Below are 26,748 nucleotides of genomic sequence, written 5' to 3' on the forward strand. Positions count from 1 at the left end.
ATATTTTTACTGTTTTTGCTGAGAACCTGCAGGCCTAGGCTGCCGTCCTCCCGTCACTTCCGGAGCCGCCGCATGGCCGCCTCGCTCGCTCCACCTCCCCAGCAACCCGCTGCAGGGCGCACGCCGCTCGCGCTGTACGCGCTGACCGCCGGCGCGTTCGGCATCGGCACCACCGAGTTCGTGATCATGGGCCTGCTGCTGCAGGTCGCCGCCGACCTGCGGGTCAGCGTCCCCGCCGCGGGGCTGCTGATCTCCGGCTATGCGCTGGGCGTGTTCCTCGGCGCGCCGCTGCTGACCGTGGCCAGCCGGCGCTGGCCGCGCAAGCGCGTGCTGCTGGCGCTGATGCTGGTGTTCACCGCCGGCAACCTGGCCTGCGCGCTGGCGCCGAGCTATGCGGCACTGATGGCGGCGCGGGTGGTGACCTCGCTGGCGCACGGCACCTTCTTCGGCGTCGGCGCGGTGGTCGCCACCACCCTGGTGCCGCCGCAGCGCAAGGCCTCGGCGATCTCGACGATGTTCACCGGCCTCACCGTCGCCACCCTGCTCGGGGTGCCGGCCGGCGCCTGGCTGGGCCTGCACCATGGCTGGCGCGCCACGTTCTGGGCGGTGGCGGCGATCGGGGCCCTGGCCACCGTGGTGATCGCCGCACTGGTGCCGGCCGACCGTGATGCCACGCCGGCGCCGCCGCTGCGCGAGGAGCTGCGCGCGGTCGGCAGCGGCCCGGTGCTGCTGGGCCTGGCGACGACGGTGCTGGGCTATGCCGGCGTGTTCGCCGTGTACACCTACGTGCAGCCGCTACTGACCCAGGTCACCGGCGTGGCCGACAGTGCGGTGTCGCCGCTGCTGCTGGTGTTCGGCGTGGGCATGATCGTGGGCAATGTGCTCGGCGGACGCCTGGCCGACCGCCGCCCGCGGCAGGCGCTGCCGTTGAGCCTGGGCGTGCTGGCGGTGGTGCTGGCGGCGCTGACCCTGGCCTTGCCGTCGGCGCCGGCGATGACGCTGGGCATCGGCCTGCTGGGCGTGGCCGCGTTCGCCACGGTGGCGCCACTGCAGGTGTGGGTGCTGGGCAAGGCCGGCGAGGCCGGCCGGCATCTGGCCTCAAGCCTGAACATCGGTGCGTTCAACCTGGGCAATGCGCTGGGTGCCTGGCTGGGCGGCCTGGTGCTCGGCCATGGCGGCAGCCTGTCGCAACTGCCCTGGGTGGCGGCGCTGCTGACCCTGGCCGGGCTGGCGGTGGCGCTGGGCGCGCTGCGGCTGTCGCCGGCCGGTGCCAGCCCTGCGGCCAGCACCGGCGCAGGCTGCGCCGCAGGCGGTGCGGCATGAGCCGGCCGATGGCGACGGCGCTGCTGGGCGCGGCGCTCGTTGGGGACGCGGCGCCGCGCGAGTGGATCGCGACCTGGCAGGCCAGCCCGCAACCGCTGTGGGCCGCGGACTTCCCGTTCCCGACACAGACGCCATTCCACCTGTGGCGGCAGACCGTGCGCCAGGTGGCGCGGGTCAGCCTGGGTGGCAGCGAGGTGCGGGTGGAGCTGAGCAACGCCTATGGCGACACGCCGCTGCACATCGGCGCCGCCTCGCTGGCCCTGGCCGGCGACGGCGCCGCGACCCTGCCCGGCTCGCAACGGCCGCTGCGCTTCGGCGGCAGGACCGAGGTGACCGTGCCGCCGGGCGCGCCGGCGCTCAGCGACCCGGTGGCGCTGAGCGTGCCGGACCTGGCCCGGCTCAGCATCAGCCTGTACCTGCCGCAGCCGACCGCGCCGTCGACCTTCCACTGGGAAGGCCTGCAGAGCGCATGGCTGGCCGCGGGCGACCGCACCGCCGACGCCACGCTGGCCGACGCCACGGCGCTGCCGGTGCGGCTGTTCGTCAGCGGCATCCAGGTGCGCCGTGCCGATGCGGCCGGGGCGGTGGTGGCGCTGGGCGATTCGATCACCGACGGCGCCGCCTCGACACCGGGGCAGGACCGGCGCTGGCCGGACCAGTTGGCCACGCGGCTGGCCGCGCAGCGGGTGGCGGTGCTCAACGCGGGCATCTCCGGCGGGCGCGTGCTGCGCGACCGCATGGGCCGCAACGCGCTGGCGCGGCTGGACCGCGACGTGCTGGCGCAGCCCGGCGTGCGCACCGTGATCCTGCTGATGGGCATCAACGACATCAGTTGGTACGCCACGCCGTTCGCGCCGGACGATGCGCCGGTGCCGGCCGAGGACCTGATCGCCGGCTACCGGCAGGTGCTGCAGCGCGCGCAGGCGCGCGGCCTGCGGGTGATCGGCGCCACCCTCACCCCGTTCGAGGGCGCGCTGCCGGACTCGCCGATCCCCGGCTACTACAGCCCGCAGAAGGAGGCCGTGCGCCAGCAGGTCAATGCCTGGCTGCGCGCGGGCAACGGCTTCGACGCGATCCTGGATTTCGATGCACTGCTGCGCGACCCCGCGCACCCGGCGCGGATGCGGTCGGAATTCGACTCGGGCGACCACCTGCACCCCGGTGATGCCGGCTACGCAGCCATGGCCGAGGCCGCTGCGCAGTTGCTCGGCGCCGACGCAACCGCGCGCCCTCCCGCTCACGCCACTGCGGACGCGGTCGACGCCGCCGCCGCGGCGCGCTGACGCCTTCTCTCCCCCTTCCCCACCATCAGGAGTGTTCCATGGAATACCGTCATCTCGGCGCGTCCGGCTTCAAGGTCCCCGTGCTCAGCTTTGGCACCGGCACCTTCGCCGGCACCGATCCCTTCTTCGCCACCTGGGGCAACTCGGACGTGGACCAGGCGCGGCGCCTGATCGACATCTGCCTGGAGGCCGGCGTCACCCTGTTCGACAGTGCCGACGTCTACTCCGGCGGCGCCGCCGAATCGGTGCTGGGCGCCGCGATCAAGGGCCGCCGCGACCAGGTGCTGCTGTCGACCAAGGCCGGCTTCCGCTTCGACCGCGCCGCAGCCAACAGCGTCGGTTCCTCGCGCTTCCACCTGGTCCGCGCGGTGGAAGCGGCGCTGACCCGCCTGGGCACGGACTATCTCGACCTGTTCCAGTTGCACGGCTTCGACGCGCACACGCCGGTGGAGGAAACCCTGTCCACGCTCGACGACCTGGTACGCGCCGGCAAGATCCGCTACCTGGGCGTGTCCAACTTCTCCGGCTGGCACTTGATGAAGTCGCTGGCGGCGGCCGACCGCCACGGCTGGTCGCGCTATGTCGGGCACCAGGCCTATTACTCGCTGATCGGGCGCGACTACGAGGAGGAACTGATGCCGCTGGGCCTGGACCAGGGCGTGGGCGCGCTGGTGTGGAGCCCGCTGGGCTGGGGCCGGCTGACCGGCAAGCTGCGCCGCGGCCAGCCGCTGCCGGAAAGCAGCCGCCTGCACGACAAGGCGGTCACCGAGGCCGGGCCGCCGGTGGAGGAAGAGCGCCTGTACCGGGTGATCGACGCCCTGGAAGCCATCGCCGCCGAAACCGGCCGCAGCGTGCCGCAGATCGCACTGAATTGGCTGTTGCAGCGACCGACGGTCAGCAGCGTGATCATTGGCGCACGGACCGAAGACCAGTTGCGGCAGAATCTGGGGGCGGTCGGCTGGACCCTCGATCCCGCCCACGTGCAACAGCTGGATGCGGCCAGCGCGGCGGTACCGGCGTATCCGTACTGGCACCAGCGCGGCTTCGCCGAGCGCAACCCGCGGCCGGTCTGAGCCGCGGCCGTGCCCTCCTTTCCTTCACGTCCAGGAGCCTCCATGAAAGCGGTCGCCACCCTCCATCCCCTGCCGATCGACGATCCGCAGTCGCTGCACGACCTCGACCTGCCGACGCCCCCCGCGCCCGCCGGCCACGACCTGCTGGTGCGGGTGGAGGCGGTGTCGGTCAATCCGGTGGACACCAAGGTCCGCGCCAAGGGCGCGAGCGACGGCCAGCCCAAGGTGCTGGGCTACGACGCCGCCGGCGTGGTCGAGGCGGTCGGGCCCGAGGTCGACGGTTTCGAGCCGGGCGACGAGGTCTACTACGCCGGCGACATCACCCGCGCCGGCAGCAACGCGCAATACCAACTGGTGGATGCGCGCATCGTCGCGCGCAAGCCGGCCACGCTGGACTTCGCCCAGGCCGCGGCGCTGCCGCTGACCACCCTGACCGCCTGGGAGCTGCTGTTCCAGCGCATGCCGTTCGACTTCGACGACGAACACAACCGCGGCCGCCGCCTGCTGGTGATCGGCGGCGCCGGCGGGGTCGGCTCGATCGCGATCCAGTTGGCGCGGCATGCCGGCTTCGAGGTGATCGCCACCGCCTCGCGGCCGCAGACCCGCGACTGGTGCCTGCAACTCGGCGCGCACCACGTCATCGACCATCGCCAGGCGCTGGCGCCGCAGCTGCAGGCACTGGGCATCGACCAGGTGGACGCCGCGTTGAACCTGGCCGACACCGACCGCTACTGGCAGGCGCTGGGCGAGCTGCTGGCGCCGCAGGGCCACGTCGGCCTGATCGTCGAGCCGAGCGGTCCGCTGCACATCGGCGACCCGTACAAGGCCAAGTGCATCGGCATCCATTGGGAAATGATGTTCGCGCGCGCCCGGTTCCGCACCGAGGACATGATCGAACAGCACCGCATCCTGGCGCGCACTGCCAGCCTGGTGGACGCCGGCGAACTGCGTACCACCCTGACCGAGACCCTGAGCCCGATCAACGCCACCACCCTGCGCGAGGCGCACCGCCGCCTGGAGTCGGGCAGCACCATCGGCAAACTGGCGCTGGTCGGCTGGGGCGGCTGAACGGCGGCGCGGTGACCAAGCATTAGCGTGGCCGCCCCGCCGGCCGTAATCGCTCCCGATTTGCTGTTGCTCTTGCTGTGCTTCTGTCTTTGTTGTGCTCTTGATCTACCGGGTCCCCTCGGCGCGGCAGACACGGCGGGCGAATACCCGAAGGGCGACGCGCAGGATGCGCGTCGTTTTCCGCCGGCACATGGATGTGCCATCGGAAAATGCCCGACGTGGCTGCGAACCTGGAGCGCGTTAGCGCGGAAGGCGCGCTGCGGGGTGTGCTTTCTTTTGGTTACTTTTCTTTGCACAAGCAAAGAAAAGTGACCCGCGCCAGCGGAAGCTTTTGCTCTTGATTCAAAGCTTCATGCTTCAAATCGCAGCGCCAGAACGAGTGCAACCTCAACCTCACCGTAAGGCAAGGAACGGCACGTAAAGCCAACACCCCTCTTGCCGCCAGCCAGGTTTCACGGCACCCTGCGCCCTTCCGTACGCCTGCGTATCCACGCCATGTCGCCCGCCCCCGGCCAGCCCGACCCCACCCCCACCGCCTACCCGCACCTGTTCGCCCCGCTGGACCTGGGCTTCACCCAGCTGCGCAACCGCATCCTGATGGGCTCCATGCACACCGGCCTGGAGGACCGCGCCCGCGACTTCCCCAAGCTGGCCGCGTACTTCGCCGAGCGCGCCGCCGGCGGCGTCGGCCTGATCGTCACCGGCGGCTTCGCACCGAACGTGGTCGGCTGGCTGAAACCGTTTGGCGGCAAGCTGTCCTGGCCATGGGAAGTGCGCCCGCACCGGCAGGTGACCGCCGCGGTGCACGCGCATGGCGCCAAGATCTGCCTGCAACTGCTGCACGCCGGGCGCTACGCCTACCACCCCCTGTCGGTGGCACCGTCGAAGCTCAAGGCGCCGATCAACCCGTTCACCCCGCGCGCACTGTCGGCGCGCGGCGTCGAGCGCCAGATCGACGCCTACGCGCACGCCGCCAGGCTGGCGCGCGAGGCCGGCTACGACGGCGTCGAGGTGATGGGCTCGGAAGGCTATTTGATCAACGAGTTCATCGCCCCGCGCAGCAACCGCCGCAATGACGCCTGGGGAGGCGACGCGGCCAAGCGCATGCGCTTCGCCGTGGAGATCGTGCGCCGCATCCGCGCCGCCTGCGGGCCGGACTTCATCATCGTCTACCGGCTGTCGCTGGTGGACCTGGTCGAGGACGGCAGCGACTGGCAGGAGATCGTGCTGCAGGCGCAGGCGATCGAGGCCGCCGGCGCGACCCTCATCAACTCCGGCATCGGCTGGCACGAAGCACGCGTGCCGACCATCGCCACCTCGGTGCCGCGCGCGGCCTTCGCCGCGGTGACCGCCAAGCTCAAGCCGCACGTGCGGCTGCCGCTGATCGCCACCAACCGCATCAACATGCCCGACGTGGCCGAGCGCATCCTGGCCGGCGGCGGCGCCGACATGGTGTCGCTGGCGCGGCCGCTGCTGGCCGACCCGGAATGGGCGAACAAGGCGCAGCGCGGCCAGGCGCAGGCGATCAACACCTGCATCGCCTGCAACCAGGCCTGCCTGGACCACGTGTTCGAGAACAAGACCGCCAGTTGCCTGGTCAATCCCCGCGCGGCCGCCGAGACCGAACTGAACTACCTGCCGACCCGCGCGCCCAAGCGCATCGCCGTGGTCGGCGCAGGCCCGGCCGGCCTGGCCGGCGCCACCGTGGCCGCGCAGCGCGGCCACCGCGTCACCCTGTTCGACAGCGCCAGCGAGATCGGCGGCCAGTTCAACGTGGCCAAGCGGATTCCCGGCAAGGAGGAATTCCACGAGACGCTGCGCTACTTCCGCCACCAACTCGACGCTACCGGCGTGGAACTGCGCCTGCAGACCACCGCCGATGCGGCCCTGCTGGCCGACTTCGACGAGGTGGTGCTAGCCACCGGCATCGTGCCGCGCACGGTGGATTTCCCCGGCGCCGACCATCCCAGTGTGGTCAGCTATCTGGACGTGCTGCAGGGCCGGGTGCAGGCCGCGGACAAGGTCGCGATCATCGGCGCCGGCGGCATCGGCTTCGATGTCGGCGAGTTCCTGGTGCACGCCGGCGAGTCGACCGCGCTGGACCCGGCGCGCTGGATGGCCGAGTGGGGCGTGGACCCGCAATTCGAAGGCCGTGGCGCGCTGTGCAAGCCACGCCCGGAGCCGCCGGCGCGCAGCGTGTGGCTGCTGCAGCGCAGCCCGGGCCGGCCCGGCGCGCGGCTGGGCAAGACCACCGGCTGGATCCATCGCGCCACGCTCAAGGCCAAGGGCGTGACCATGCTCGGCGGCGTCGAATACCTGGGCGTGGACGACAGCGGCCTGCGCATCCGCGTGGACGGCGCCGAGCAACTGTTGCCGGTGGGCACGGTGGTGGTCTGCGCCGGCCAGGAACCGCGGCGCGACCTGCAGGCGGCGCTGCAGGCCGCCGGCCGCAGCGCGCACCTGATCGGCGGTGCCGATGTCGCCGCCGAACTGGACGCCAAGCGCGCCATCGCCCAGGGCAGCCGGCTGGCGGCGCAGTTGTAGGGCGTGCGCTGACCTGGTCGGCCATCGGCGACCATCGCGGGCAGCGTCGCGTCGAGGCACGCGGCGCTCTGTCGGGCACAGTCGGCGATCGCTCTGGATCCCGGCACGCGCAAGCCCAGGTCGCCCGCAGCAGTCACGCCCGGCGCCCGTCACCGACGGGCCTATGACGCTCAACGCGCCGCGCAGGGGAACGCGTCGTGCAGCGCCTGCTCCACCGGAACCGCGGCGCGCTGCCGCAACTGCGCCGGCGGCAGCGCGGCGAGCGCGGTGAACACGCGATCGACCAGTTCGTGCGTCAGCACGCCCTGCGCGCCGGCGCACCACTGTCTGCCTTCGCTGGCGTCGGCGACGCCGGCGATGTACAGCCGCGCCAGCGCGCCGGCCTGCGCGCGGCGTTGCTCGGCGCTGCCGGCGAGCGGCGTCGCCGCGGCCTGCGCATCGCCGCGCAGCAGACGCAACAGGTCGGCGGCGGACAGCTGATACACCGCCTGCGGGCGCGCGGCCACGGACGCGACGGCAGGCGCAGCGAAGGCGGCAAGACACAGGCACAGCAACCGGGGCCATGACCATGACAGCGACATCGGCGAACTCCTCGAACGACGGGGACCAGCGCCTTCGATCCTAGCAAGCCGGCGCGGCGGACTTGGTGCTGTCGCATCGCGCGGCTATAAGCCTGGGCATGCCGCCCGCCTCGCCCCTGCCCGCCCTGCCCCGCCTGCCGCAAACGGCGCTGGCGGCGTATGCCGGCGCGCATTTCGGCAAGAGCCTGCTGTGGTACGCCGGCGAACTGCTGCTGATCTACTCGATGACCGAACATGCCGGCCTGCGCGCGATCACGGCCGGGCTGGTGCTGGCGCTGGGCCTGCTGCTCAGCGCCGCGATCGGCCTCGGCACCGGCTGGGGCCTGCGCCGGCGCCTGCGCGACGTGCGCAGCGCCGGGCGCCTGCAATGGCACGGCCTGGCCGCCGCGGCGCTGGCGCTGCTGCTGGTGTTCGCCGCACCCTTGCTGCCGCCGCCGTGGCGGCTGGGCTATGTGCTGGCGGTGAGCCTGCTGTTCCGGCTGGCCTACGCCGCCTGCGACGTGGCCCAGAACACCTTGCTGAGCCTGGCGCAGTGGCCCTGGCGCGGCCACGACGGCGCCAGCGCGCTGCGCCTGGCCGGCAGCGGCGCGGCGGCGCTGCTGATCAGCAGTGTGGTCGGTGCGGTGCTGGCGCGCGGGACCGATGGCGGCAGCCTGGCGCTGCAGGCCAGCGCGGTGCTGGCGGCGGTGGCGATGCTGTGCGCCTGGCAGTTGCAGCGGGTGCTGCGCCATCACGCTACTGCGCACCCGGCCCCGGCCGACGCCACGGCCGTGATCGCGATCGACCGAGCGCCCTCGTGGCGCGCGATTCCCTGGCAGCCGCTGGCACTGATCGCAGCGGTCTCGCTGACCCTGCCAGCGTTCACCAAGCTCGCCCCGTACGTGGCTGCCTACGGTCTGCTCTCGCCCGGCTGGGGCAGCGCGGTCCTGATCGCCTATGCGCTCGGCACGGTGCTGGTGCAGCCGCTGGCCGCGCGCTGGGGCCGACAGCGCACGCCGACACAACGGCTGGCCTGGCTCGGCAGCGCCCTGTTGCTGTGCGCGCCGCTGTTCGCCCTGGCGTTGCCGGCGCAGCCACTGCTGAGCCTGGCCGCGGCCGCCTGCATCGGCGCCATCGGCGGCAGCGGCGGGCAACTGGTATGGGCCTGGCACGCGCAGTGCACCGCGACCCGGGCGGTCGCCGAGCATGCGCTGTGCTTCGCCGCACTGACCGCCGCCGCACAGGTCGCGCTGGCCGCCGGGGTGGTGCTGATCGGCGTGCTGCTGGATGCGCTGGACTACCGCGACGGGCACTGCCTGCTGCTGTGCTGGGCGATGGCGGCCGGCCCGCTGCTGTGCGGGGCGCTATGCCTGCTGCTGGCGCTGTTGACGGGACGCCGGCGATCGCATCCGATCGGTGCCGGCCTGGCGGCGAACGCGAGCAGCGGCTGAGGCGGCGCACGGTCGACGCCACCGCGATGCAACGCGGGCTAGCCGTCTGGCAAGCAACACCTGCACCGCGGCGCGACGCACTGCGCCCGCCGCTGCATGTCTCAGGCGAAAAACGCCCGCTGCAGCGGCATCAACGCCGCGCCCAGGGTCACCGCGTCGCCAACGGTGCGGGCGATGCACAGTTGCGGCAGCGGCGGCGCCAGGCCGTGCCGGTTGGGTGCGCGCGGGATGCGGATGCGCTCGATCAGGCGTGCGCCGATCGCGGCCGGCAGGCGCCCGCCGATCACGATCGCCTGCGGATCCAGCGCATAGGCCAGATACGCGCACAACTGCGAGAACGGTGCCTCGGCCATGTCCAGCCAGGCGTCCACGCCCGGGGTGTGCGCGTCGATCGCGCCGAGCATCTGCTCGACTCCGGCGTAGTCCTGGCCGGCGGCCCGCACCAGCGACAGCAGCGCGTCCAGGTTCGGATAGGCCATGCCGCCGACGGTCCAGATGCCGCCGAACTCGCCGGCATTGCCGCGGTGGCCGCGGAACAGCCGGCCATCGGCGATGATGCCGCCGCCGAAGCCGTTGGTCAGGTGCAGGTAGACGAAGTCGCGGCAGTCGCGGCCGACCCCGTACAGACTCTCGGCGACCGCCGCCGCCGCGCCATCGTTCTCGATGGTGACCGCGCAGCCCAGGGCTTCTTCCAGAATCGGCACCAGGTCCACCTGGGTCCAGTCCTCCAGCGCCGGCGGCCCGGCCATCTGCCGGCCCTGCCCGGTGAAGAACGCCGAAATCGCCATACCCATGCCGACCACCCGCGCCGGGTCCACTCCGGTCTCGGCCAGCAGCTCCGCACGGAATCGCTGCAATTGCGCCAGCACCGGCGCGCGGCGCATGTCGGCCAGGCCCACGCGGCGCTGGCCGCGCACGGTGCCGGCGAAATCCACCAGCGCCAGCGCCACCACGTCGCCCATGAGGCCGATGCCGAAGGCGTAGGCGTAATCCGGCGCCAGCCGCACATCGACGCTGGGGTTGCCGCGACCCTCGGCGGCACGGGCGCTGAGCTGGACCATTCGGTCCTGCACGAAGCCCTGCAGCAGGCGCGCCACGGTGGGCTGCGACAGATCCAGGTCGCGGCTCAGCGCCGCCTGGGTCTGCACCCCGGTCTTGAACACACGGTCGAGCAATTGGCGGCCGCCGGCACTGACGCGCGGCGGGAAATCGGAATGCGGCATAGGCGGACGCAAAGCGTGATGGATGCACGAACCGCAACAACCTAGCACGTGGACATCTAAGTTTCATACATGGTAAATAGTATTAAACCCACATTCTTTTACTGGGGGTCTTCATGCGTACCGTTCATCCGCACCCGAGCCTGCTGGCACTGGCGCTCGCGTCCATCCTCGGCAGCGCCGCGACCGTCCATGCCGAGGACGCGCCAGCGCCCCCGGCCGACGCCACCACCACGCTGGACCAGATCGTGGTCACCGGCACGCCGCAGGGCCAGTCGCAGAAGGACGCCCCCTTCGCGATCAGCGTGGTGTCCAAGGAACGCCTGGAGCGCAGCACCCCGAGCAGCAGCGTGGACATGCTGCGGGCGGTCCCCGGCTTCTCCGCTGAACCCTCCGGCGGCCAGGGCGGCGGCCAGAACCTCTACGTGCGCGGCCTGCCGGCGGGCGGCTGGTACTACGTGCAGTACCAGGAAGACGGCCTGACCCTGTTCGACGAGCCGCAGGAAAGCTTCTTCAACGTCGACACCCTGTTCGCGCTGGACATGATGACCGAGCGCCTGGAGGTGGTGCGCGGCGGCACCTCGCCGCTGTTCGCGACCAACGCGCCAGGGGGCACGGTCAATGCCATCACCCGCCACGGCACCGCCACGCCCGAGGGCGCGGTACGCATGAGCGTCGGCAGCGACGGCCTGCGCCGCGAGGATGCCTACAGCGCCGGCCCGCTCAGCGAGCACGTGCTGTACAGCATCGGCGGTTACCACCGCAGCGACGACGGTCTGCGTCGCACCGGCTACACCGCCGACCAGGGTGGCCAGCTGCGCGGCAACCTGACCTTCCTGATGGGCGATGCGATCCTCGACGTCGACGCCAAGTACCTCAACGACCGGACCGCCTTCTACAACCCGATCCCCCTGGCCGACCCACGCAACCCGTCGCAATCGCTGTCGGCGCTGATCGATCCGCTGGACGGCACCCTGCTGTCCAACGACCTGCGCCACACCACCGCGCTGAGCTTCGACGGCAACGGCCCGCTGGCGCGCAACCTCGACCTGGCCGACGGCATCCACAGCAAGGTCAAGCAACTCGGCACGCACCTGGAGTGGGATCTGGGCGACGGCCTGACCCTCAACAACCGCATGCGCTTCGTCGATGCGGAGGTGGACTACACCGCGCTGTTCTCCGGCGCCGCACCCTACGACGCCGGCACCTACCTCAACACGCAACTCGGCCGTGCGCGCAGCGGCTTCGGCACGCGGGTGGCGCGGGTCGGCTACGTCGCCAGCCGCAACGGCGCCGCCTACGATCCAGCCGCGGCCAACGGCCTGGTGCTGGAGAGCGGCCTGTGGAATGCGCGCACGCATCTGCGCACGCTGTCCGACGACCTGCGCCTGAGCAAGGCGTTCGACGACACCGGGCTGGGCCAGCACACGCTCACCGCCGGCCTCAACGTGCAGCACTTTGAGTACCGCCAGGACCGGTTGCAGAACACCGTGCTGACCACGCTGCAGAACAACGCGCAGCGCCTGGACGTACTGGCCTACGACGCCGCCGGCAACGTGGTCGGTTCGGTCACCCAGAACGGCTTCGTGCGCTACGGCAATGGCGTCACCCGCGGCTTCGCCAACGGCACCTACCTGTCGCCGTACCTGTGGGACTCGGTGCGCTTCGGCCGCCTTGGCCTGGATGCCGGCGTGCGCTACACCCGCTACAACGCCAACGGCGGCGTCTACGCCAACACCACGCGCAATCTCGGCGATCCGACCACGCTCGCCGACGACAACGTCGGCGGGCTCAGCGGCGCGTTCAGCCCGCGCACCGATCATCGCCATGCCACCCAGTGGACGCTCGGTGCCGAGTTCGCGCTGACCCCGCAGTTGCAGACCTTCGCCCGCTACACCCAGTCGCAGCGCCTGCCGCGGCTGCAGAACGTCTACCAGACCCAGAACGCGGACGTCACCGACATCGACCAGGCCGAGGCTGGCCTGCGCGGCAGCTTCGGCGACACCTTCTCGTTCTCCACGGTCGGCTTCTGGAGCCGCTTCAACGATCTGTCGATCAGCGCCATCGTGCTCGACGGCAGCGGTGCGGTGCAAAGCCTGGCGCTGGTCGGCAAGACCCGCACCCTGGGCCTTGAATCGGAGTTCACCTGGCGGCCGCTGCCGCTGTTCGGCATCACCGGTTCGGCCACGCTGCAGGATCCGCAGACGCGTGGCCTGAGCAACGCGACCACCGGCCTCAGCTACGGCGACCTGGACGGCAAGCAGATCTCGCGCATCCCGAAGTTCATGGCGTCGATCAGCCCGACCCTGTACTTCGACATCGACGGCCGGCCGCTGGAACTGTCGGCGACCGCCTATCGCATGGGCCAGCGCTACGTCGACTACACCAACGCCACCGCCCTGCCCGCCTATACCACCTACGACCTTGGCCTGTTCGCGCGGTTGAGCGCGCACTTGGAGCTGCAGCTGCACGCCGCCAACGTCGGCAACGCGCTCGGCCTGACCGAGGGCAATGCGCGCGTGGACACGCTGTCCGGCCAGGGCACCGCCGACGCGATCTACGCGCGGCCGATCTTCGGCCGCAACTACAACGCGTCGCTGACCTGGAGATGGTGAGCATGCGCTGCCGGAGACTGCTGATGAGCGCCGTGCTGTCGATGCCGGTCCTGGCCATGGCGGCAACGCCGAGCCTGCCCGACCGGCTGCGCGACCCGCATGGGCCGGCGCTGGTGGTGTCGCACCGCGCCTGCTGGACGTTCGCCTCGGAGAACACCCTGGACGGCATCGCCGCGTGCATCGCGCGCGGCGTGGACATGGTCGAGATCGACGTGCGCACCACCCGCGACGGCGCGCTGGTGCTGATGCACGACGAGACGGTGGACCGCACCACCGACGGGCACGGCGCGGTGGCCGATCTGGACGCGGCGCAGATCGCCGCCTTGCGCGTGCGCAGCCGGGGTGGCGGCCGCGACAGCACGCTCACCGCGCGGCATCCGCCGACGCTGGCGCAGGCGCTGGCCGTGGCGCGCGGCAAGGTCCTGGTGAACCTGGACGTCAAGGCCGCGGCGCTGGACCAGGTGATCGACGTGGTGGAGGCCGCCGGCGCGCAGCGCGACGTGCTGCTCAACGTGCCGCTGGACGTGCCCGACGCGGTGCTGCAGCGCGCGCGCAAGGCCGACATCGCGGTGCAGGCGCTGTACCTGCAGCGCGAATCGACGCTGCCGCCCGAGCAGGCCCTGCGCCGCGCCGCCAGCTTGCAGCCGGCGGTGGTGCAGCTGATGTTCGACGACCCGGTGGTGCTGGACATCGCGCAACGCGAACTGGCGCCGCACGCGCGCCTGTTCGTCAACACCATGACCAACGACATCGCCAGCGGCAGACCGATGCGGCTGTCGGCGCACTACACCGACCAGCGCGCGCTGCGCGATCCGGCCGCGGTCTGGGGCGGGCTGCGCAAGCATGGCGTCAGCATGATCCAAACCGACGAGCCGTTGGCATTGCAACGCTACCTGCACGGCGCGGACACGCCACGGTAGCAGGCCTCGGTCCAAATCCCGGCGACACCACGCGGTGGCCCACGCGGGGTGTCGCCAGGAGTCCAGTTTCAGACGGGTGGCATGCAACGCCAGGACGATGCCCGTCGCTTCGAGCATTGCGCTGCAGACAACCGCGCCCATGGGCGCGGCGGTTGCCGCGCGCTGCGCTGCTTCACTTCATTCCATCAACCCCGAACGGAAGAGAGCACATGAAACTGCCCAAGAAACCCGCCAAGGTTCTCGCCCTGGCGCTGGCCTGCGCGTCGCTGGCCACGCTGTCCGGCATGGCGTCGGCCGCCAGCAACTGGAACCCGCAACATATCCTCAACGTGATGAAAGCCCCCTACCAGGGCAGCCACGCCGATGTCGTGGTGATCTCGCACCGCGGCCTGGTCGGCGACGGCTGCGCGGAAAACTCCACCTGCTCGATCCTCAGCACTTACAACAACAACATCGAAGCGATCGAACTCGATGTCAAGCAGGCCTCCGACGGCATCCTTTGGCTGTTCCACGACCAGAACGCCGGTCGCGTGGTGTATCACGAACCCGGCTTCTATATCTTCCAGCCGGCGACCAATCCGAAGGGCTGGAATCCGGACATCAGCACCCTGACCAGTCATGATCTGGTCAACTCGTTCCTGCGCGACAAGAACTTCGCCAAGACCAACGACAATCCGACCTCGCTGGCCAAGGCGCTGAACACCGTGGTGACCTACGCCAACCACATGGTGGTGGTGCTTGATCTGAAGAACCTGGATGCAGTCTCGCGCGCGGCCGACCAGGTCCATGCGTTCCGCATGGAGAACCAGGTGGTGCTGAAATTCAGCGCCTCGCTGCTGCCGAAGACGCCCAGCGAGATCACCCGCTTCACCAAGGGCGTGCCATTCGCGCCGACCATCTACGCCGGCGACATGGACAGGCTGGCCGATGGCGGCTACGTCGGCGAGTGCGGCTCGGGGCGCGGCGACACGCCGGCGTGCCGGGTCAACGCCTGGATCAACGAGGCGCGTCGCCAAAGCGGCTTCGCCTGGCTGGAAATCGGCAACAAGCAGCCCCGCCGCGGCGATCCGACCGCCGAACTGCTGGCCGAGAACCAGGCGCAGAAACGCGCGATCGGCGCGTTCTCGCCGGTGCCCGAGTACCGCCTCAGCAGCCATGACGGCCAGCACTACGTGCGCAGCAACGGCACCTGCTGTGCCTCGCTCGACGATTACCTGACCCGTACCAAGTACTTCGGCAACGAGACCGCCGACGACCGTCCGGACTTCCGCGCGCAGGTCACTGCCGGCTTCACCAGCATCATCACCGACGATCCGCTCGGGGTGATTCGCGCCAACGTGCCGCGCAACACCGCGCGCTACAACTGACCACTGGATGGTCGCCCGGGGAGTGCGCTCCCCGGTCCTGCACGGCGCCCATGCGCCGTGCAGTCCGTCGCCCGCCTTCAGGAGTTCCCATGCGTTCCGCCCCACGTCCCCGCCATCTGCTTCTCGCGCTGCTGGTCGCCGGCGCCTGCGTGCCGCTGCTGCAACGCGCGGCCACCGCCCACGGCACGCAAACCGCAGCGCCGGCTTCCCTCGCAACACACCCGCCTGCCGGCCCGGCCAGTGCGCAGACGCCGCCGTCCGCTGGCGCCGATTCGATGAACGGTAGCGCCGTGCCCGGGCCACCTGCGAGTGCGGTGCTGGCCGCGGCGCAGGCGCTACCTGCCGACTTCCAGGCCGATGTGCTGCTGCGCTTGGCTGCATCCGCCGATCTTCCAGCCGACGGCAACCGGGCCGCTGCCGCGCAACGGCTGACCCAACAGGCCGTGACACTGGCCGAGCGCGCGCAACGGCGCATGCCTGGCCTGGCCCGCGTCGGCAGCATCGACGAAGAGCACGACGACGAACTGCGCTCACCGCGCACCGCTGGTCTGGATCGGCTGACGCTGCAGACACGCGCCGCACAACACGCCACGCCAGCGCAGGTTCAGGCGTTGTTCGCAGCGCTGCCGACGCCGCACGCCGGCAGTTGCGATGCGGACTATCTAGACGATCCCAGCCCGACCTATGCGTTGGCCAGCGCACTGCAGCCGGCACCACCGGCAGCGCGCGCCAGCGCAATCGCCGCACGCCTGGACGCGGCGCAACACGAAACCGACACCGCCCCGGCGCTGAAGATGGCGCTCGCCGCGGCGCCGCTGGACAGCGCGGGACAGGCACAGCTCGGCGACGGCCTGGTGCGCATGTTCGAACGCATCCGCGGCGACGACGCCGGTTTCACCGCCACCGAACTCAGCGTGGCCGGCGACATGCCGCTGGTGCTGCAACAAATGTCCGACAGCGCCCTGCGCGAGCGCCTGCACGCCGCCTACCGCGGCTACGTCGCCGCGCATCTTGCGCAGACGCGCTGCCCTTCCAGCGTGCTCGGCAACCACTGGCTGCTGGAACAGCGCTTCGTCGCCGAGCTGCCGGCAGAGCGCATCGTGCCGGCACCGCAGCTCCCCGCGCAGTCGATCGACGCCGATGCGATCTCGCTGATCCGCCAGGCGGGCTACAACATCCGCACGCAGTTGCTGGATCCGGCTTCCAGTGCAGGCGATGCGGCGACGGAAAAAGCATCGATCGAGTTCCTCGACCAACTCGACCACGGCGTGCTGCAGCAGACCGCCGCCAGCGACGATAGCGGCCGCGTGCAGCGCGCGCGCCTGCGCGAACTGCTGCGCTATCTCGAGTACGCGCCGGCGGGCGCGGCGCGCGACCGCGGCATGCACCTGCTCGCCACGCTGCTGAGCGGCCCGTATTACGCACGCGATCACGACACCTGGTTCGGCGATCTGCGCGTGCTCGCCGATCAGGCGCAGCGTTGGCCGGATCGCGATCAACGCCTGGCGCAACTGAGCGGACACGCCGATCCGGTGGTCAAGGTGTACGCCATGCTGATGCAGCGCAAGCAGTTTCCCTGAGCCTCATGCGCCGCAGTGCGGCGCTGCACAATGCCGTCGTGCGGCCAGGCGCGACGGCATCTCGACACAGCGAGATGTGAACCCTGTCAACACTCGGGATTCAGTTGCGATTCGGGAACCGGCCCCTATCGTTCGCGCCTCTTCTCGATCCGCCCATCTTGGCGGATCCGCCGGACTTCAGATTGCCGGCACCCGGGCGGCCCGTGACAGGCCGCCTCCCCATGACGCCAAGCCGCATCGCTTGCCGCGCCATCCCGGCGCAGCGCCACGACGACGGCCCATACGGAGCAAGGAGTACGATGAAACTGGCCTGGATTCTCTGGCTCTCGCAATTGTTGCCGCAACCCGCTGCCGATTCGCTTTGCCTCAGCACCACCGTGTACCTGGAAGCGCGCGACCAGACGCTGCGCGGACAACAAGCCGTCGCCGAAGTGGCGCTGCGTCGCCTGGACAGCGGCCTGTGGGGCGATTCGATGTGCCAGGTGGTCACCGCACGCAAACAGTTCGCGCCAGGCCTGGTGAAGCCCGGCACCGAACTGAAGAACGACGACGCCTGGGCCGATGCGGTCAAGGTCGCCTTCGCCGCCGAGCGCAACTGGGCGCTGCCGCAGGGCCAGCGCAAGGAGATCGTGCCGGGCGCCAGCCACTTCGCCGCGCATGCCATCGCCAGCCCGAGTTGGCGCAATGCCTATCAGGTCGCGACCATCGGCGACCACACGTTCTATCGCGTGCAGAAGCTGCGCCCGCGCAACGCGTCCTGATCGTTCGCCACACAGGCATGCCCTGACGCAGGCGCGCGCGCCACGCATGGCGCGTCTTCATCGCCAAGCGCCCCGCGCAGCAGGTACGCTCTGCCGTCCTGACCGATGCGGAGCCGCCTGCCATGAAACTCTATTCCAAGCCCGGCGCCTGTTCGCTGGCCGATCACATCGCGCTGCGCTGGGCCGGATTGCCGTTCGAACTGAAGCTGCTGGATGCCGCTGCGATGAAGGCGCCGACGTACCTGGCGATCAATCCGGCCGGCGCGGTGCCTGCGCTGCAGATGGACGACTGGGTGCTCACCCAGAACTCGGCGATCCTCAACTACATCGCCGATCTCGCGCCCGACGCGCACCTGGCCGGCGACGGTAGCCCGCGCAGCCGTGCCGAAGTGCAGCGCTGGCTGGCCTTCCTCAACGCCGATCTGCACCCGGCGTTTCATCCGCTGTTCGGCAGCACCCGCTATCTCGACGATGCCGCGGTGATCGCCCGCACCCAGGAACATGCACGCGAACGCGTGCGCACGCTGTACGCGCGCGTGGAGGCCGCGCTGGAACAGCAGACCTGGCTGGGCGGCGCGCGCCGTTCCATCGCCGATGCCTACCTGTTCGTCACCCTGCGCTGGGCACGCGCGCAGCAGATCGCGCTCGGCCCCAATCTGCAACTGCATTTCGAACGCATGTCCGCCGATCCGCAGGTGCAGGCGGCGCTGCAGGCCGAAGGCCTGAGCTAAGCGATGATGCGAACGCCGGCGCGGCTGCGCCGGCGTCGCCGGTCGCACGTCAGCCGCGCAAGGCGCGGCGGATTTCCTCCAGCGCGCCGGGATCGTCCAGCGTCGACAGATCGCCCGGATCGCGCTGCTCGGCCAGCGCCTGCAGCGAGCGCCGCAACAATTTGCCCGACCGCGTCTTCGGCAAGGCCTGCACCAGATACACCTGCGCCGGCCGCGCCACCGCGCCAAGACGCTCCACCACGCACTGGCGCAGTTCCTCGACTACTGCCGCGGCATCCGGCGCGACCTGCTTCAGCGTCGCGAACACCACCGGCACCTGCCCCTTCAATTCGTCGTGCATGCCGATCACCGCGACCTCGGCCACGTCGGCATGGCCGGCGATGGCTTCCTCGATCTCGCGCGTGCCCAGGCGATGTCCGGCCACGTTGATCACGTCGTCGGTGCGGCCGAGAATGAAGGTGTAGCCGTCCTCGTCGCGGATCGCCCAGTCCAGCGAGCTGTACAGCAGCGTATCGAAATGGCTGAAGTAGCTGCGCAGGAAGCGCGCGTCGTCGTTCCACACCGTGGTCATGCAGCCCGGCGGCAACGGCGGCTCGATCACCAGCACGCCCTTGCGCCCGGCCGGCACCTCGACGCCGTGCTCGTCGACGATGCGCGTGCGGTACCCAAGATTGGGAAAGCCGGGCGATCCCGGTTTCACCGGCCGCAGCTCGACGCCCGGCAACAGGGTCAGCACCGGCCAGCCGGTTTCGGTCTGCCAGTAATTGTCGATCACCGGCTTGCCCAGCGCCTCGCCGATCCACAGCGCGGTCGGCTCGTCCAGCGGCTCGCCGGCCAGGAACAGATAGCGCAGCGCGCTCAGGTCCCGCTCGCGCAGGTAGCGCGCCGGATGTTTCTTCAGCACGCGGATCGCGGTCGGCGAAGAGAACATGGTGCGCACGCGGTACTTCTCGCACAGCGCCCACCACACGCCCGGATCCGGCTGCACCGGCAGGCCTTCGTACAGCAGCGAGGTCGCACCGACGATCAGCGGGCCATACACGTTGTACGAATGCCCCACCGCCCAGCCCACGTCGGAGGTGGAGAACATGGTCTGCCCCGGGCCGCAGTCGAACACCGTGCGCATCGACAACGCCAGCGCCACCGCATGCCCGCCGACATCGCGCTGCACGCCCTTGGGCTTGCCGGTGGTGCCGGAGGTGTACAGCAGGTAGCTGGGCTCGTTGGATTCCAGCCACACCACCGGCACCTGCGCATCGCCGACGTCGGCACGCAGCTCGGCATAGTCGACGTCGCGCCCTGGCACGCGCGGCAGCGCCGGGTCCAGCCCGCGCGAGACGATCAGCACCGTCGGCGGCGGCGCGCTGGCTTCGGCGCAGGCGGCATCGACCAGCGGCTTGTAGGGGATGCGCTTGCCGCCGCGGCTGCCGGCATCGGCGGCGATCAGCAGCTTGGGCCGCGCATCGTCGATACGCAGCGCCAGGTTGTGCGCGGCGAAGCCGCCGAACACCACCGAATGCACCGCGCCGATGCGCGCGCAGGCCAGCATCGCGTACACCGCCTCGGCCATGTTCGGCATGTAGATGACCACGCGGTCGCCGCGCTGCACGTCCAGCCGCTGCAGCACAGCGGCGAATGCGTTGACCTCTCGGTACAGCTGCGCATACGTGATCTCCTGGGTCTGCCCGGTTTCGCTGGACACCGCGACCAGCGCCAGTTGCGTGGCGCGTTCGGGCAGATGCCGGTCCACCGCGTTGTGGCACAGATTGGTCAGCCCGCCGACGAACCAGCGCCGGAACGGCGGCGTGTCGTACTCCAGGATCGCCTGCGGCGGCCGCTCCCAGTGGATCGCCCCGGCCTGCTCGGCCCAGAACTCTTCCGGCCGCTCGATCGAACGCCGGTACAGCGTCGCGTAGTCCATGCCGCCCCTCCCAAGGCCGGTGCACCGGCTCCGAGCATAGTCCTTCGGCGGGGAGGGCGTCGTTCCGACCTTGGTCGAAGGATCCGGCTAGGCGAACGCGGCCATCAAATGGCGCCAGGACTCAAGCGTCCGGAGGCGCTCCAGACCGCTTACTGGTCGACCGTGAAAAGGACGTGCCGGCCCTCGGAAGCGGCGGTTTGGTAAAGCACACGAACGCCTTGGAACCAGTCCCACGTGTACTGAAAATCCTCGTCGGTCAGCTCCAGTCCGTAATCTTCCGGATCGATCGCGTCGTACAACGACCTGAACTGATCCGGCGTGATCTTCATGACGGCCAACGCCACATCCCTGACTTGCTCCGGCGTCTTCAGACGGACGATGTAGTCGTCTCGGCCGTAAAGCGACTGCCCGCCGAGGACGACATGATTGAGTGGATACCGACCGCCGTCATCGCTGAGCAGCCCATCGGAAAGCGCACGATGCATCGCGTCCCAAGCCTTGTCGCTCTCAGCGACATAGGCTTGGAACTCCTCGAAATATCGCCGCTCGATGTCTTCCTGGATCAGCGCGAGGCGCTCGTCATCCATCTGTCTGGACAACAAGGACGCGACGTCGTCAGCGGAGAGGGCGAAATGTACGCCAAGGCAAGACATGGATTCTCCTACGAAGTCCGATGTTCACATCAAGCGGCGCGGCAAAGCCGCGTGCACGAATAGGCGGATGCCACCACTACTTCCCCGGCACCGTAAACATCACCACCACATTCGCCGGCGCCTGCTCAAAGCGCGTCGCCACGGAATCCTTGCTGAGTTGCACGATCTGCGCAAGCGGCTTTCACGGCACGGCCTGGAAATTGACCGCGACCTGGACCAGCGCACTATCAGCCCAGTTGAAGCCGACCATCGGCTTGCTGCCGACCGATTTCCCAAGGTCGGCAGCGACCTCGTGCGAATGCGCGCACGCAGGCTTCACCGTATCGACGGCAGCGCACGCCGTGAGCGCCAGCAGCACTGGCGCGCAAAGCAAACGCCATTTCACTGTTCGCTTTCAGGCCCTCGGCCGGCTACTGCGTCTTCGCCTTGTCCGCCGACGCCGCACGCGGCGGCGCCTGCTTCACGTAGCGGTCGAACCACTCCAGCATTTCCGCCACCACGTCCTCGTTGGATTCGCGCGCGGTGTACCAGTGCGGTTCGAACGGCAGCAGCACCAGCCGCGCGGTGCCGCCGAGGCCGCGGATGGCCTGGAACATGCGCGGGGCCTGGGTGGTCTCGGTGCCGGGGTTGGCATCGTCCATGCCGTGCACCAGCAGCAGTGGTTCGTTGATCTTGTCGGCGTGGAAGAACGCCGAGGCCTGCGCGTACACCTCCGGTGCGGCCCAGAACGAGCGCCGCTCGTTCTGGAAGCCGAACGGGGTCAGGGTCTTGTTGTAGCTGCCGCTGGTGGCCACCCCGGCGCGGAACAGGTCGGTGTGCGCCAGCAGGTTGGCCGCCATCAGCGCGCCGTGGCTGTGGCCGGTGACGCCGATGCGGTCGCGGTCGACCACACCCAGCGCTACCGCCTTGTCCACCGCCGCCTGCGCGTTCTCCACCAGCTGCTGCAGGTAAGTGTCGTAGGCGGTCTTGGGATCGCCGACGATCGGGAACGCGGCGTCGTCGATGATCGCGTAGCCGGCCAGCAGCAACAGCTGGTAGGAATGCAGGCGGGTGAAGTCGCGGTCGTTGGCGCCGCTGACCTGGCCGGCCTTGGAGGCATCGGCGTAGTCCAGCGGATAGGCGTAGAGGATCGCCGGCACCCGCGTGCCTTCCTTGTAGCCGGGTGGCGTGTACAGGGTGAAGGACAGTTCCACGCCGTCCTTGCGCTTGTAGGTCACCAGCCGCTTCTTGATCTGCCGCACCACCGGGGTCGGATCGGGGAAGCGGGTCACCGGCGCCAGGGTGGAGGCGACCACCGCCTCGCCGGCTGCCGCAGCCGGCTGCGGCTGGCCCAGCGTGCGCAGGTAGACGTTCGGCGGGTCGCTCGGCGACTGCCGCCAGGTCAGCAGGCGGGTGGTGTCCTCGCCGGCGAACCCGGCGAAGGCCTCATCGACGTCGGCGCCGCTGCGGAACAGACGCTGGGTCTTGCCGCTCGCCAGATCATAGCGATCCAGGAACGGCCGATCGCCGGCCGGAGTGGCGCCCTGCCCGCTCAGGAACAGTGCGCCGTTGTCCTCGCGCAGCACGTATTCGCCGTTGGCCAGGCGACGCAGCTCGGGCGTGCCGGGATCGGCGTAGAGGTCGTCGGTGGACAGGTCGAACAGCACCCGCCCGGCGCTGCCGGGGCGGTCCGCGTCCAGCAGCGTGGTGCGGCGCCAGTGGCGGTTCTCGTCGTACTCGTCCAGCAGCGCCTGCCCGCCCTGCGCGAACCAGCTCAGGCCGGCGTAGCGCTGGGTCACCTTGGCCAGTTCGCGCGGCTTGCCGGTGAACGGTGCCGACAGGGTCAGCAGCTTGTCGCGCGCCGGCACATTGGTCTTCCAGTCGCCGCCGTCCAGGGCCTCGGCCCAGACCAGTGTGGCCGGCTGGTTGGCGCGCCAGCCGTAGGCGCGCGGCCCGGTGGGCACGCCGTGTACCGGCACGCGATCGGCCACCGGCAGGTTCGCCAGCACCCGCTCGCTGCCGTCGGCCAGATCCAGCACCGCCACGTCGTGGGCGAAGCGGCCGTAGGTGGTGACGTAGGAGTACGGACGCTGCAGGCGCTCCACGCGCACGTGGCGGCCGTCCGGCGCACCGTCGACCACCGAGTACACCGCCGGCTTGCCGACCGTGCGCAGCTTGCCGCTGGCGGCATCCACAGTGACCAGCTGCGCCGTGGCGTAGTAGGTGAACTGGGCCTCGTCCTCGGGACTGGACAGGGTGTCGCGGGCCTCGTAGGTGCTGCTCTCGCCCTTGCCGCGGATCGCTTCCTTGACCTCCGGCCCCGGCGGCACCGCCGCCTTCACCGGCGCCGGGCCGAGGTCCTGCGGCACCGCGCGCACCAGCAGGGTGTCGCTGCCGCCCAGCCACTGGATCTCGCCGCCCAGTACCGGGTTGAGCTGCACGCCGTCGATGCGATGCACCGCGCCGGTGGCGACGTCGCCCAGCCACAGTTCGACGCGGTCGGCCGCGGTGTTGTTGAAGGCGAAGCGACGCCCGTCCGGCGACCACACCGGCTGCGCCGGGCAGGCGCCGGCCGGCAGGGGCACCGCGGTCTGCTTGCCGCTGGCCACGTCGACCAGGCTGAAGCCGTCCAGGCAGGCGCGGATGCCGTAGCCGTTGGACATGTCGTGGCGGGCGTGGGTGCGCGGTTCCACGCGCACCCCGGCCAGCTTCAGGTACGGCTCGGCGACGCGCGCGATCGGCGGGTAGGCCTGGCGCTCCACCAACAGCAGGGTGCGCCCGGTCGGGTCCAGCCGCGGCGTCGGATTGAGCGGGGCGCGCATCACGCCCAGCAGCGGCTCGGGCGGTTGCCGGTAACCGCTGTCGGCGGTGGCGGCGTGGGCGGCGACGGGCAACGCACTGGCGAGCGCCAGCGCGCCGATCCAACGGAACGGCATGAGCATGGTCGAAATCCCCTTTCGAATGACCCGGGCAACCTAGCACGGCCGCCGCGCTGCGGCCGAGCGCCGAAGGTCATGCCTGGCACCGCCCGCGTGCCGCGCTCAGGCCGGTTGCAGCGCCTGCTCGGCCGCCAGTGCCGCCGCCACGCTGGGACGCTGCGCCATGCGCGCCGCGTACGCGGCCAACGCCGGACGCGCGTCCAGCGACAGGCCGAACCGCGGCAGCCAGCCGAGCACGGTGAACAGATAGGCATCGGCCACGCCGAAGCGCTCGCCGAGCAGGTACGGCTGCGTGCGCAGCGCGGCCTCGGCATGGGCATAGCGCTGCAGCAGGCGAGCGGCGACCGCGGTGCGCCGCGCCGGTGCCAGCCCGGGATCGAACAGCGGCACGCTGCCGGCATGCAGTTCGCTGTTGATGAAGGCCAGCCACTCGTAAAGGCGGTAGCGTGGCAAGGCGTCTGCGTCCGCGTGCGGCGCCAGCGCCGCCTGCGGGCAGCGATCGGCCAGGTACAGCAGGATCGCCGGCCCCTCGGTCAGCACCTGGCCGTCGTCCAGCTGCAGCGCGGCCACGTAGCCTTTGGGGTTGATCGCGAGGTAATCCCCGCCCTCGTCGGTGCGCTTGCTGTGGTTGTCCACGCGCACCAGACGGAACGGCAACTGCAGTTCGCGCAACACGATGTGCGGCGCCAGGGAACAGGCGCCAGGAGCGGCATAGAGGAGCATCGGAACGTCTCGCAGGGGCGCCGGACAGTCGGCGCGCGCAGTGTGTGCGGCACGGCGGCCTGCGGAGAAACAAGAATGTCAGGACGGGTCAGTAGCGCCGCTAATGGCCTCGTCCAGGAACCGGCGAAGTTGCCGCGCGGCCGGCGCCGCGTGTGCAGCAGCGACCAGGGCGAAGCGGCGCTGCAGCCGCGGCTGCAAGGGCAGCACCTGCACGCCGTCGCGCTCGGCCGGCAGCACCGATGCCGGCAGCAGGCTGGCGCCCGCGCCGTCGCGCACCAGGGTCCAGGCGCTGGACCAGTCGCGCACCTGCAGGCGCAGGTCGGCGATCGCCAGCCCGGCGCGTTCGGCCAGGCGCTGCGCATGCAGCCAGCAGCCGCCGGTGGCCAGTACGAACGGCAGCGTCAGCAGTTCCGCCAGGGCGATGTCGCGCGCCTGCGGACGCGCCAGTGCCGGCGGCAGCACCGCCAGCCACTCGTCCATGCCGAACACCATGGCGTCGCGCTCCGGCGCCGGATCCAGCACCACGCCCCGGTCGACCGTCCCGGCCGCCAGCCAGGCCTCGACCTCCTCGTCGCTGCCTTCCAGCCAGACCACACCCGTGTCCGGATGCGCCCGCTCGAACGCGCGCAGGCGTGGCGCCAGCCATGGCCGCGACGAGGCGAAGCCGGCGACCCGCAGCGAGGCCGCACCCGGTGCACGCTCCGCCTTGGCCAGGGCCTGGATCTGCCCCAGCTCGGCCAGCATCGCCCTAGCATGTTCCAGCGCACGCGTCCCGAATGGAGTCGGCCGGATCCGCCCGCGCTCGCGCAGCAGCAGCGCCGTGCCCAGCACGTGCTCCATCTGCGCGATGGCCTGGCTGGCGCCGGACTGGGTGATGCCGCAGCGCGCGGCACCGGCGCTGATGCTGCCGCACTCGACGACGGCGACGTACAGCCGCCAGTGGATCAGATTCATCATGTCGGACTCCCACAACGCGAAACGCCGGGCGGGGCCCGGCGTTCCGTGACGACGCGATCGCGTTGGCGATCAGCCCAGCAGGTGGGCCACGCCGCTGCGCTCTTCTTCCAGCTCGGCCAGGGTCTTGTCGACGTACTTCTTGCTGAAGTCGTCGATCGGCAGATCCTTGACGATGGTGTAGGCGCCGTTCTCGGTGGTGACCGGGAACCCGAAGATCACGCCTTCCGGGATGCCGTAGGAGCCGTCGGACGGCACGCCCATCGTCACCCACTTGCCGTTGCTGCCCAGCACCCAGTCGCGCACGTGGTCGATGGCGGCGTTGGCGGCCGAGGCGGCCGAGGACAGGCCGCGCGCTTCGATGATCGCCGCGCCGCGCTTGCCCACGGTCGGGATGAAGGTGCCGGCATTCCATTCCTGGTCGTTGATCGCATCGGCGATGGAGGCGCCGTCGGCGGTGGCGAAGCGGTAGTCCGGGTACATGGTCGGGCTGTGGTTGCCCCACACCACCAGCTTCTCGATGCCGCCGACCGGCTTGCCGAGCTTGAGCGAGAGCTGGCTCAGCGCGCGGTTGTGGTCCAGGCGCAGCATCGCGGTGAAGTTCTTCGGGTTCAGGTCCGGCGCCGACTTCATGGCGATGTAGGCGTTGGTGTTGGCCGGGTTGCCGACCACCAGCACCTTGACGTCGCGCTTGGCCACCTTGTTCAGCGCCGCGCCCTGAGCAGTGAAGATCTTGGCGTTCTCCAGCAGCAGGTCCTTGCGCTCCATGCCCGGGCCGCGCGGACGCGCGCCGACCAGCAGGGCGATGTCGGCGTCCTTGAACGCCACTTCGGCGTCGTCGGTGCCGACCATGCCGGCCAGCAGCGGGAACGCGCAGTCTTCCAGCTCCATCATCACGCCCTTCAGCGCGGCCTGGGCCTTCTCCATCGGCAGTTCCAGCAACTGCAGGATCACCGGCTGGTCCTTGCCCAGCATTTCGCCGGAGGCGATGCGGAACAGCAGGGCATAACCGATCTGGCCGGCGGCGCCGGTCACGGCAACACGAACGGGTGCTTTCATGGGGGGATTCCTCTGCTAAGAAAG

The 26,748-nt window shown here is 70.4% G+C and carries 21 protein-coding genes; 12 read left to right on the plus strand and 9 right to left on the minus strand.

What is annotated here, in order from left to right; translation table 11 throughout:
- The first annotated feature begins 72 nt into the window (after positions 1–72).
- The 5 genes from ACHWVH_RS20440 (at position 73) to ACHWVH_RS20460 (ending at position 7,291) form a co-directional block, all read left to right on the plus strand.
- Positions 73–1,323 carry an MFS transporter gene (locus tag ACHWVH_RS20440; RefSeq protein ID WP_295925446.1) on the plus strand — a complete coding sequence of 417 codons (1,251 nt, stop codon included), beginning with the start codon at positions 73–75 and terminating at the stop codon, positions 1,321–1,323.
- On the plus strand, positions 1,320–2,606 hold the full coding sequence (locus ACHWVH_RS20445; RefSeq protein WP_394687855.1) for an SGNH/GDSL hydrolase family protein: 1,287 nt from the start codon (positions 1,320–1,322) through the stop codon (positions 2,604–2,606). The genes ACHWVH_RS20440 and ACHWVH_RS20445 overlap by 4 nt, the downstream gene beginning before the upstream one ends.
- Positions 2,607–2,644: 38 nt before the next feature.
- Positions 2,645–3,679, plus strand: a complete 1,035-nt coding sequence (locus ACHWVH_RS20450) for an aldo/keto reductase (RefSeq protein ID WP_295943118.1) — start codon at positions 2,645–2,647, stop codon at positions 3,677–3,679.
- 42 nt (positions 3,680–3,721) lie between these two features.
- Positions 3,722–4,747: a zinc-binding alcohol dehydrogenase family protein gene (locus ACHWVH_RS20455; protein ID WP_295925459.1), complete on the plus strand. Its 1,026-nt coding sequence runs from the start codon at positions 3,722–3,724 to the stop codon at positions 4,745–4,747.
- A gap of 495 nt (positions 4,748–5,242) precedes the next feature.
- Entirely contained in the window at positions 5,243–7,291 is a 2,049-nt protein-coding gene (locus tag ACHWVH_RS20460; protein WP_394687856.1) for an FAD-dependent oxidoreductase, read from the plus strand.
- 170 nt (positions 7,292–7,461) lie between these two features.
- Here the strand turns inward: ACHWVH_RS20460 and ACHWVH_RS20465 are convergent, their stop codons facing one another.
- Positions 7,462–7,872, minus strand: coding sequence for a Rap1a/Tai family immunity protein (locus ACHWVH_RS20465; RefSeq protein ID WP_267093589.1), 411 nt, complete (start codon positions 7,870–7,872; stop codon positions 7,462–7,464).
- A gap of 98 nt (positions 7,873–7,970) precedes the next feature.
- Here ACHWVH_RS20465 and ACHWVH_RS20470 point away from each other — a divergent pair, with 98 nt between their 5' ends.
- Positions 7,971–9,302 carry an MFS transporter gene (locus tag ACHWVH_RS20470; protein ID WP_394687857.1) on the plus strand — a complete coding sequence of 444 codons (1,332 nt, stop codon included), beginning with the start codon at positions 7,971–7,973 and terminating at the stop codon, positions 9,300–9,302.
- A gap of 101 nt (positions 9,303–9,403) precedes the next feature.
- On the opposite strand, the gene ACHWVH_RS20475 is transcribed toward ACHWVH_RS20470, so the two are convergent.
- Complete coding sequence (locus ACHWVH_RS20475; RefSeq protein WP_017917043.1) at positions 9,404–10,525, minus strand: ROK family protein; 1,122 nt, start codon at positions 10,523–10,525, stop codon at positions 9,404–9,406.
- 113 nt (positions 10,526–10,638) lie between these two features.
- Between ACHWVH_RS20475 and ACHWVH_RS20480 the strand changes: the two genes are divergently transcribed.
- The 6 genes from ACHWVH_RS20480 to ACHWVH_RS20505 all read left to right on the plus strand — a co-directional run bounded on the left by ACHWVH_RS20480 (position 10,639) and on the right by ACHWVH_RS20505 (position 18,496).
- Positions 10,639–13,137, plus strand: coding sequence for a TonB-dependent receptor (locus ACHWVH_RS20480; RefSeq protein WP_394687858.1), 2,499 nt, complete (start codon positions 10,639–10,641; stop codon positions 13,135–13,137).
- Between the two features lie 23 nt (positions 13,138–13,160).
- On the plus strand, positions 13,161–14,057 hold the full coding sequence (locus tag ACHWVH_RS20485) for a glycerophosphodiester phosphodiesterase family protein (protein ID WP_394687859.1): 897 nt from the start codon (positions 13,161–13,163) through the stop codon (positions 14,055–14,057).
- A 209-nt stretch (positions 14,058–14,266) separates the two neighbouring features.
- Positions 14,267–15,424, plus strand: a complete 1,158-nt coding sequence (locus tag ACHWVH_RS20490) for a glycerophosphodiester phosphodiesterase family protein (protein ID WP_152237994.1) — start codon at positions 14,267–14,269, stop codon at positions 15,422–15,424.
- A gap of 89 nt (positions 15,425–15,513) precedes the next feature.
- Complete coding sequence (locus ACHWVH_RS20495; protein WP_394687860.1) at positions 15,514–17,004, plus strand: hypothetical protein; 1,491 nt, start codon at positions 15,514–15,516, stop codon at positions 17,002–17,004.
- Positions 17,005–17,303: 299 nt separating this feature from the next.
- Positions 17,304–17,765, plus strand: coding sequence for a cell wall hydrolase (locus ACHWVH_RS20500; protein WP_019797714.1), 462 nt, complete (start codon positions 17,304–17,306; stop codon positions 17,763–17,765).
- A 122-nt stretch (positions 17,766–17,887) separates the two neighbouring features.
- Complete coding sequence (locus ACHWVH_RS20505) at positions 17,888–18,496, plus strand: glutathione binding-like protein (protein WP_267086193.1); 609 nt, start codon at positions 17,888–17,890, stop codon at positions 18,494–18,496.
- A gap of 49 nt (positions 18,497–18,545) precedes the next feature.
- Here ACHWVH_RS20505 and prpE read toward each other — a convergent pair whose 3' ends face one another.
- The 7 genes from prpE to ACHWVH_RS20540 all read right to left on the minus strand — a co-directional run bounded on the left by prpE (position 18,546) and on the right by ACHWVH_RS20540 (position 26,724).
- Positions 18,546–20,417, minus strand: a complete 1,872-nt coding sequence (prpE, locus tag ACHWVH_RS20510) for a propionate--CoA ligase (RefSeq protein ID WP_394687861.1) — start codon at positions 20,415–20,417, stop codon at positions 18,546–18,548.
- 149 nt (positions 20,418–20,566) lie between these two features.
- Positions 20,567–21,070: a YfbM family protein gene (locus tag ACHWVH_RS20515; RefSeq protein WP_267123871.1), complete on the minus strand. Its 504-nt coding sequence runs from the start codon at positions 21,068–21,070 to the stop codon at positions 20,567–20,569.
- Between the two features lie 181 nt (positions 21,071–21,251).
- Positions 21,252–21,455, minus strand: a complete 204-nt coding sequence (locus tag ACHWVH_RS20520; RefSeq protein WP_295842419.1) for a hypothetical protein — start codon at positions 21,453–21,455, stop codon at positions 21,252–21,254.
- A gap of 25 nt (positions 21,456–21,480) precedes the next feature.
- Positions 21,481–23,991, minus strand: a complete 2,511-nt coding sequence (locus ACHWVH_RS20525; protein ID WP_394687862.1) for a S9 family peptidase — start codon at positions 23,989–23,991, stop codon at positions 21,481–21,483.
- A 99-nt stretch (positions 23,992–24,090) separates the two neighbouring features.
- Complete coding sequence (gene gstA, locus ACHWVH_RS20530) at positions 24,091–24,711, minus strand: glutathione transferase GstA (RefSeq protein ID WP_394687863.1); 621 nt, start codon at positions 24,709–24,711, stop codon at positions 24,091–24,093.
- Between the two features lie 78 nt (positions 24,712–24,789).
- Positions 24,790–25,668 carry a LysR family transcriptional regulator gene (locus ACHWVH_RS20535; RefSeq protein ID WP_394687864.1) on the minus strand — a complete coding sequence of 293 codons (879 nt, stop codon included), beginning with the start codon at positions 25,666–25,668 and terminating at the stop codon, positions 24,790–24,792.
- A 69-nt stretch (positions 25,669–25,737) separates the two neighbouring features.
- Complete coding sequence (locus ACHWVH_RS20540) at positions 25,738–26,724, minus strand: malate dehydrogenase (protein ID WP_152182218.1); 987 nt, start codon at positions 26,722–26,724, stop codon at positions 25,738–25,740.
- Between the last annotated feature and the right edge of the window lie 24 nt (positions 26,725–26,748).

Origin of the sequence: uncultured Xanthomonas sp. (assembly GCF_964278005.1) — a bacterium.
In the GTDB taxonomy this organism is placed as follows: Bacteria; Pseudomonadota; Gammaproteobacteria; order Xanthomonadales; family Xanthomonadaceae; genus Xanthomonas_A; species Xanthomonas_A sontii.

Bases quoted from the DNA above. Each gene is read 5' to 3' on its own strand.
- ACHWVH_RS20480 (WP_394687858.1), top strand. From the start codon at position 10,639: ATGCGTACCGTTCATCCGCACCCGAGCCTGCTGGCACTGGCGCTCGCG.
- ACHWVH_RS20455 (WP_295925459.1), top strand. From the start codon at position 3,722: ATGAAAGCGGTCGCCACCCTCCATCCCCTGCCGATCGACGATCCGCAG.
- ACHWVH_RS20445 (WP_394687855.1), top strand. From the start codon at position 1,320: ATGAGCCGGCCGATGGCGACGGCGCTGCTGGGCGCGGCGCTCGTTGGG.
- ACHWVH_RS20525 (WP_394687862.1), bottom strand. From the start codon at position 23,991: ATGCTCATGCCGTTCCGTTGGATCGGCGCGCTGGCGCTCGCCAGTGCG.
- ACHWVH_RS20505 (WP_267086193.1), top strand. From the start codon at position 17,888: ATGAAACTCTATTCCAAGCCCGGCGCCTGTTCGCTGGCCGATCACATC.
- ACHWVH_RS20470 (WP_394687857.1), top strand. From the start codon at position 7,971: ATGCCGCCCGCCTCGCCCCTGCCCGCCCTGCCCCGCCTGCCGCAAACG.
- ACHWVH_RS20475 (WP_017917043.1), bottom strand. From the start codon at position 10,525: ATGCCGCATTCCGATTTCCCGCCGCGCGTCAGTGCCGGCGGCCGCCAA.
- ACHWVH_RS20490 (WP_152237994.1), top strand. From the start codon at position 14,267: ATGAAACTGCCCAAGAAACCCGCCAAGGTTCTCGCCCTGGCGCTGGCC.
- prpE (WP_394687861.1), bottom strand. From the start codon at position 20,417: ATGGACTACGCGACGCTGTACCGGCGTTCGATCGAGCGGCCGGAAGAG.
- ACHWVH_RS20460 (WP_394687856.1), top strand. From the start codon at position 5,243: ATGTCGCCCGCCCCCGGCCAGCCCGACCCCACCCCCACCGCCTACCCG.
- ACHWVH_RS20535 (WP_394687864.1), bottom strand. From the start codon at position 25,668: ATGATGAATCTGATCCACTGGCGGCTGTACGTCGCCGTCGTCGAGTGC.
- gstA (WP_394687863.1), bottom strand. From the start codon at position 24,711: ATGCTCCTCTATGCCGCTCCTGGCGCCTGTTCCCTGGCGCCGCACATC.
- ACHWVH_RS20465 (WP_267093589.1), bottom strand. From the start codon at position 7,872: ATGTCGCTGTCATGGTCATGGCCCCGGTTGCTGTGCCTGTGTCTTGCC.
- ACHWVH_RS20500 (WP_019797714.1), top strand. From the start codon at position 17,304: ATGAAACTGGCCTGGATTCTCTGGCTCTCGCAATTGTTGCCGCAACCC.
- ACHWVH_RS20540 (WP_152182218.1), bottom strand. From the start codon at position 26,724: ATGAAAGCACCCGTTCGTGTTGCCGTGACCGGCGCCGCCGGCCAGATC.
- ACHWVH_RS20485 (WP_394687859.1), top strand. From the start codon at position 13,161: ATGAGCGCCGTGCTGTCGATGCCGGTCCTGGCCATGGCGGCAACGCCG.
- ACHWVH_RS20450 (WP_295943118.1), top strand. From the start codon at position 2,645: ATGGAATACCGTCATCTCGGCGCGTCCGGCTTCAAGGTCCCCGTGCTC.
- ACHWVH_RS20515 (WP_267123871.1), bottom strand. From the start codon at position 21,070: ATGTCTTGCCTTGGCGTACATTTCGCCCTCTCCGCTGACGACGTCGCG.
- ACHWVH_RS20495 (WP_394687860.1), top strand. From the start codon at position 15,514: ATGCGTTCCGCCCCACGTCCCCGCCATCTGCTTCTCGCGCTGCTGGTC.
- ACHWVH_RS20440 (WP_295925446.1), top strand. From the start codon at position 73: ATGGCCGCCTCGCTCGCTCCACCTCCCCAGCAACCCGCTGCAGGGCGC.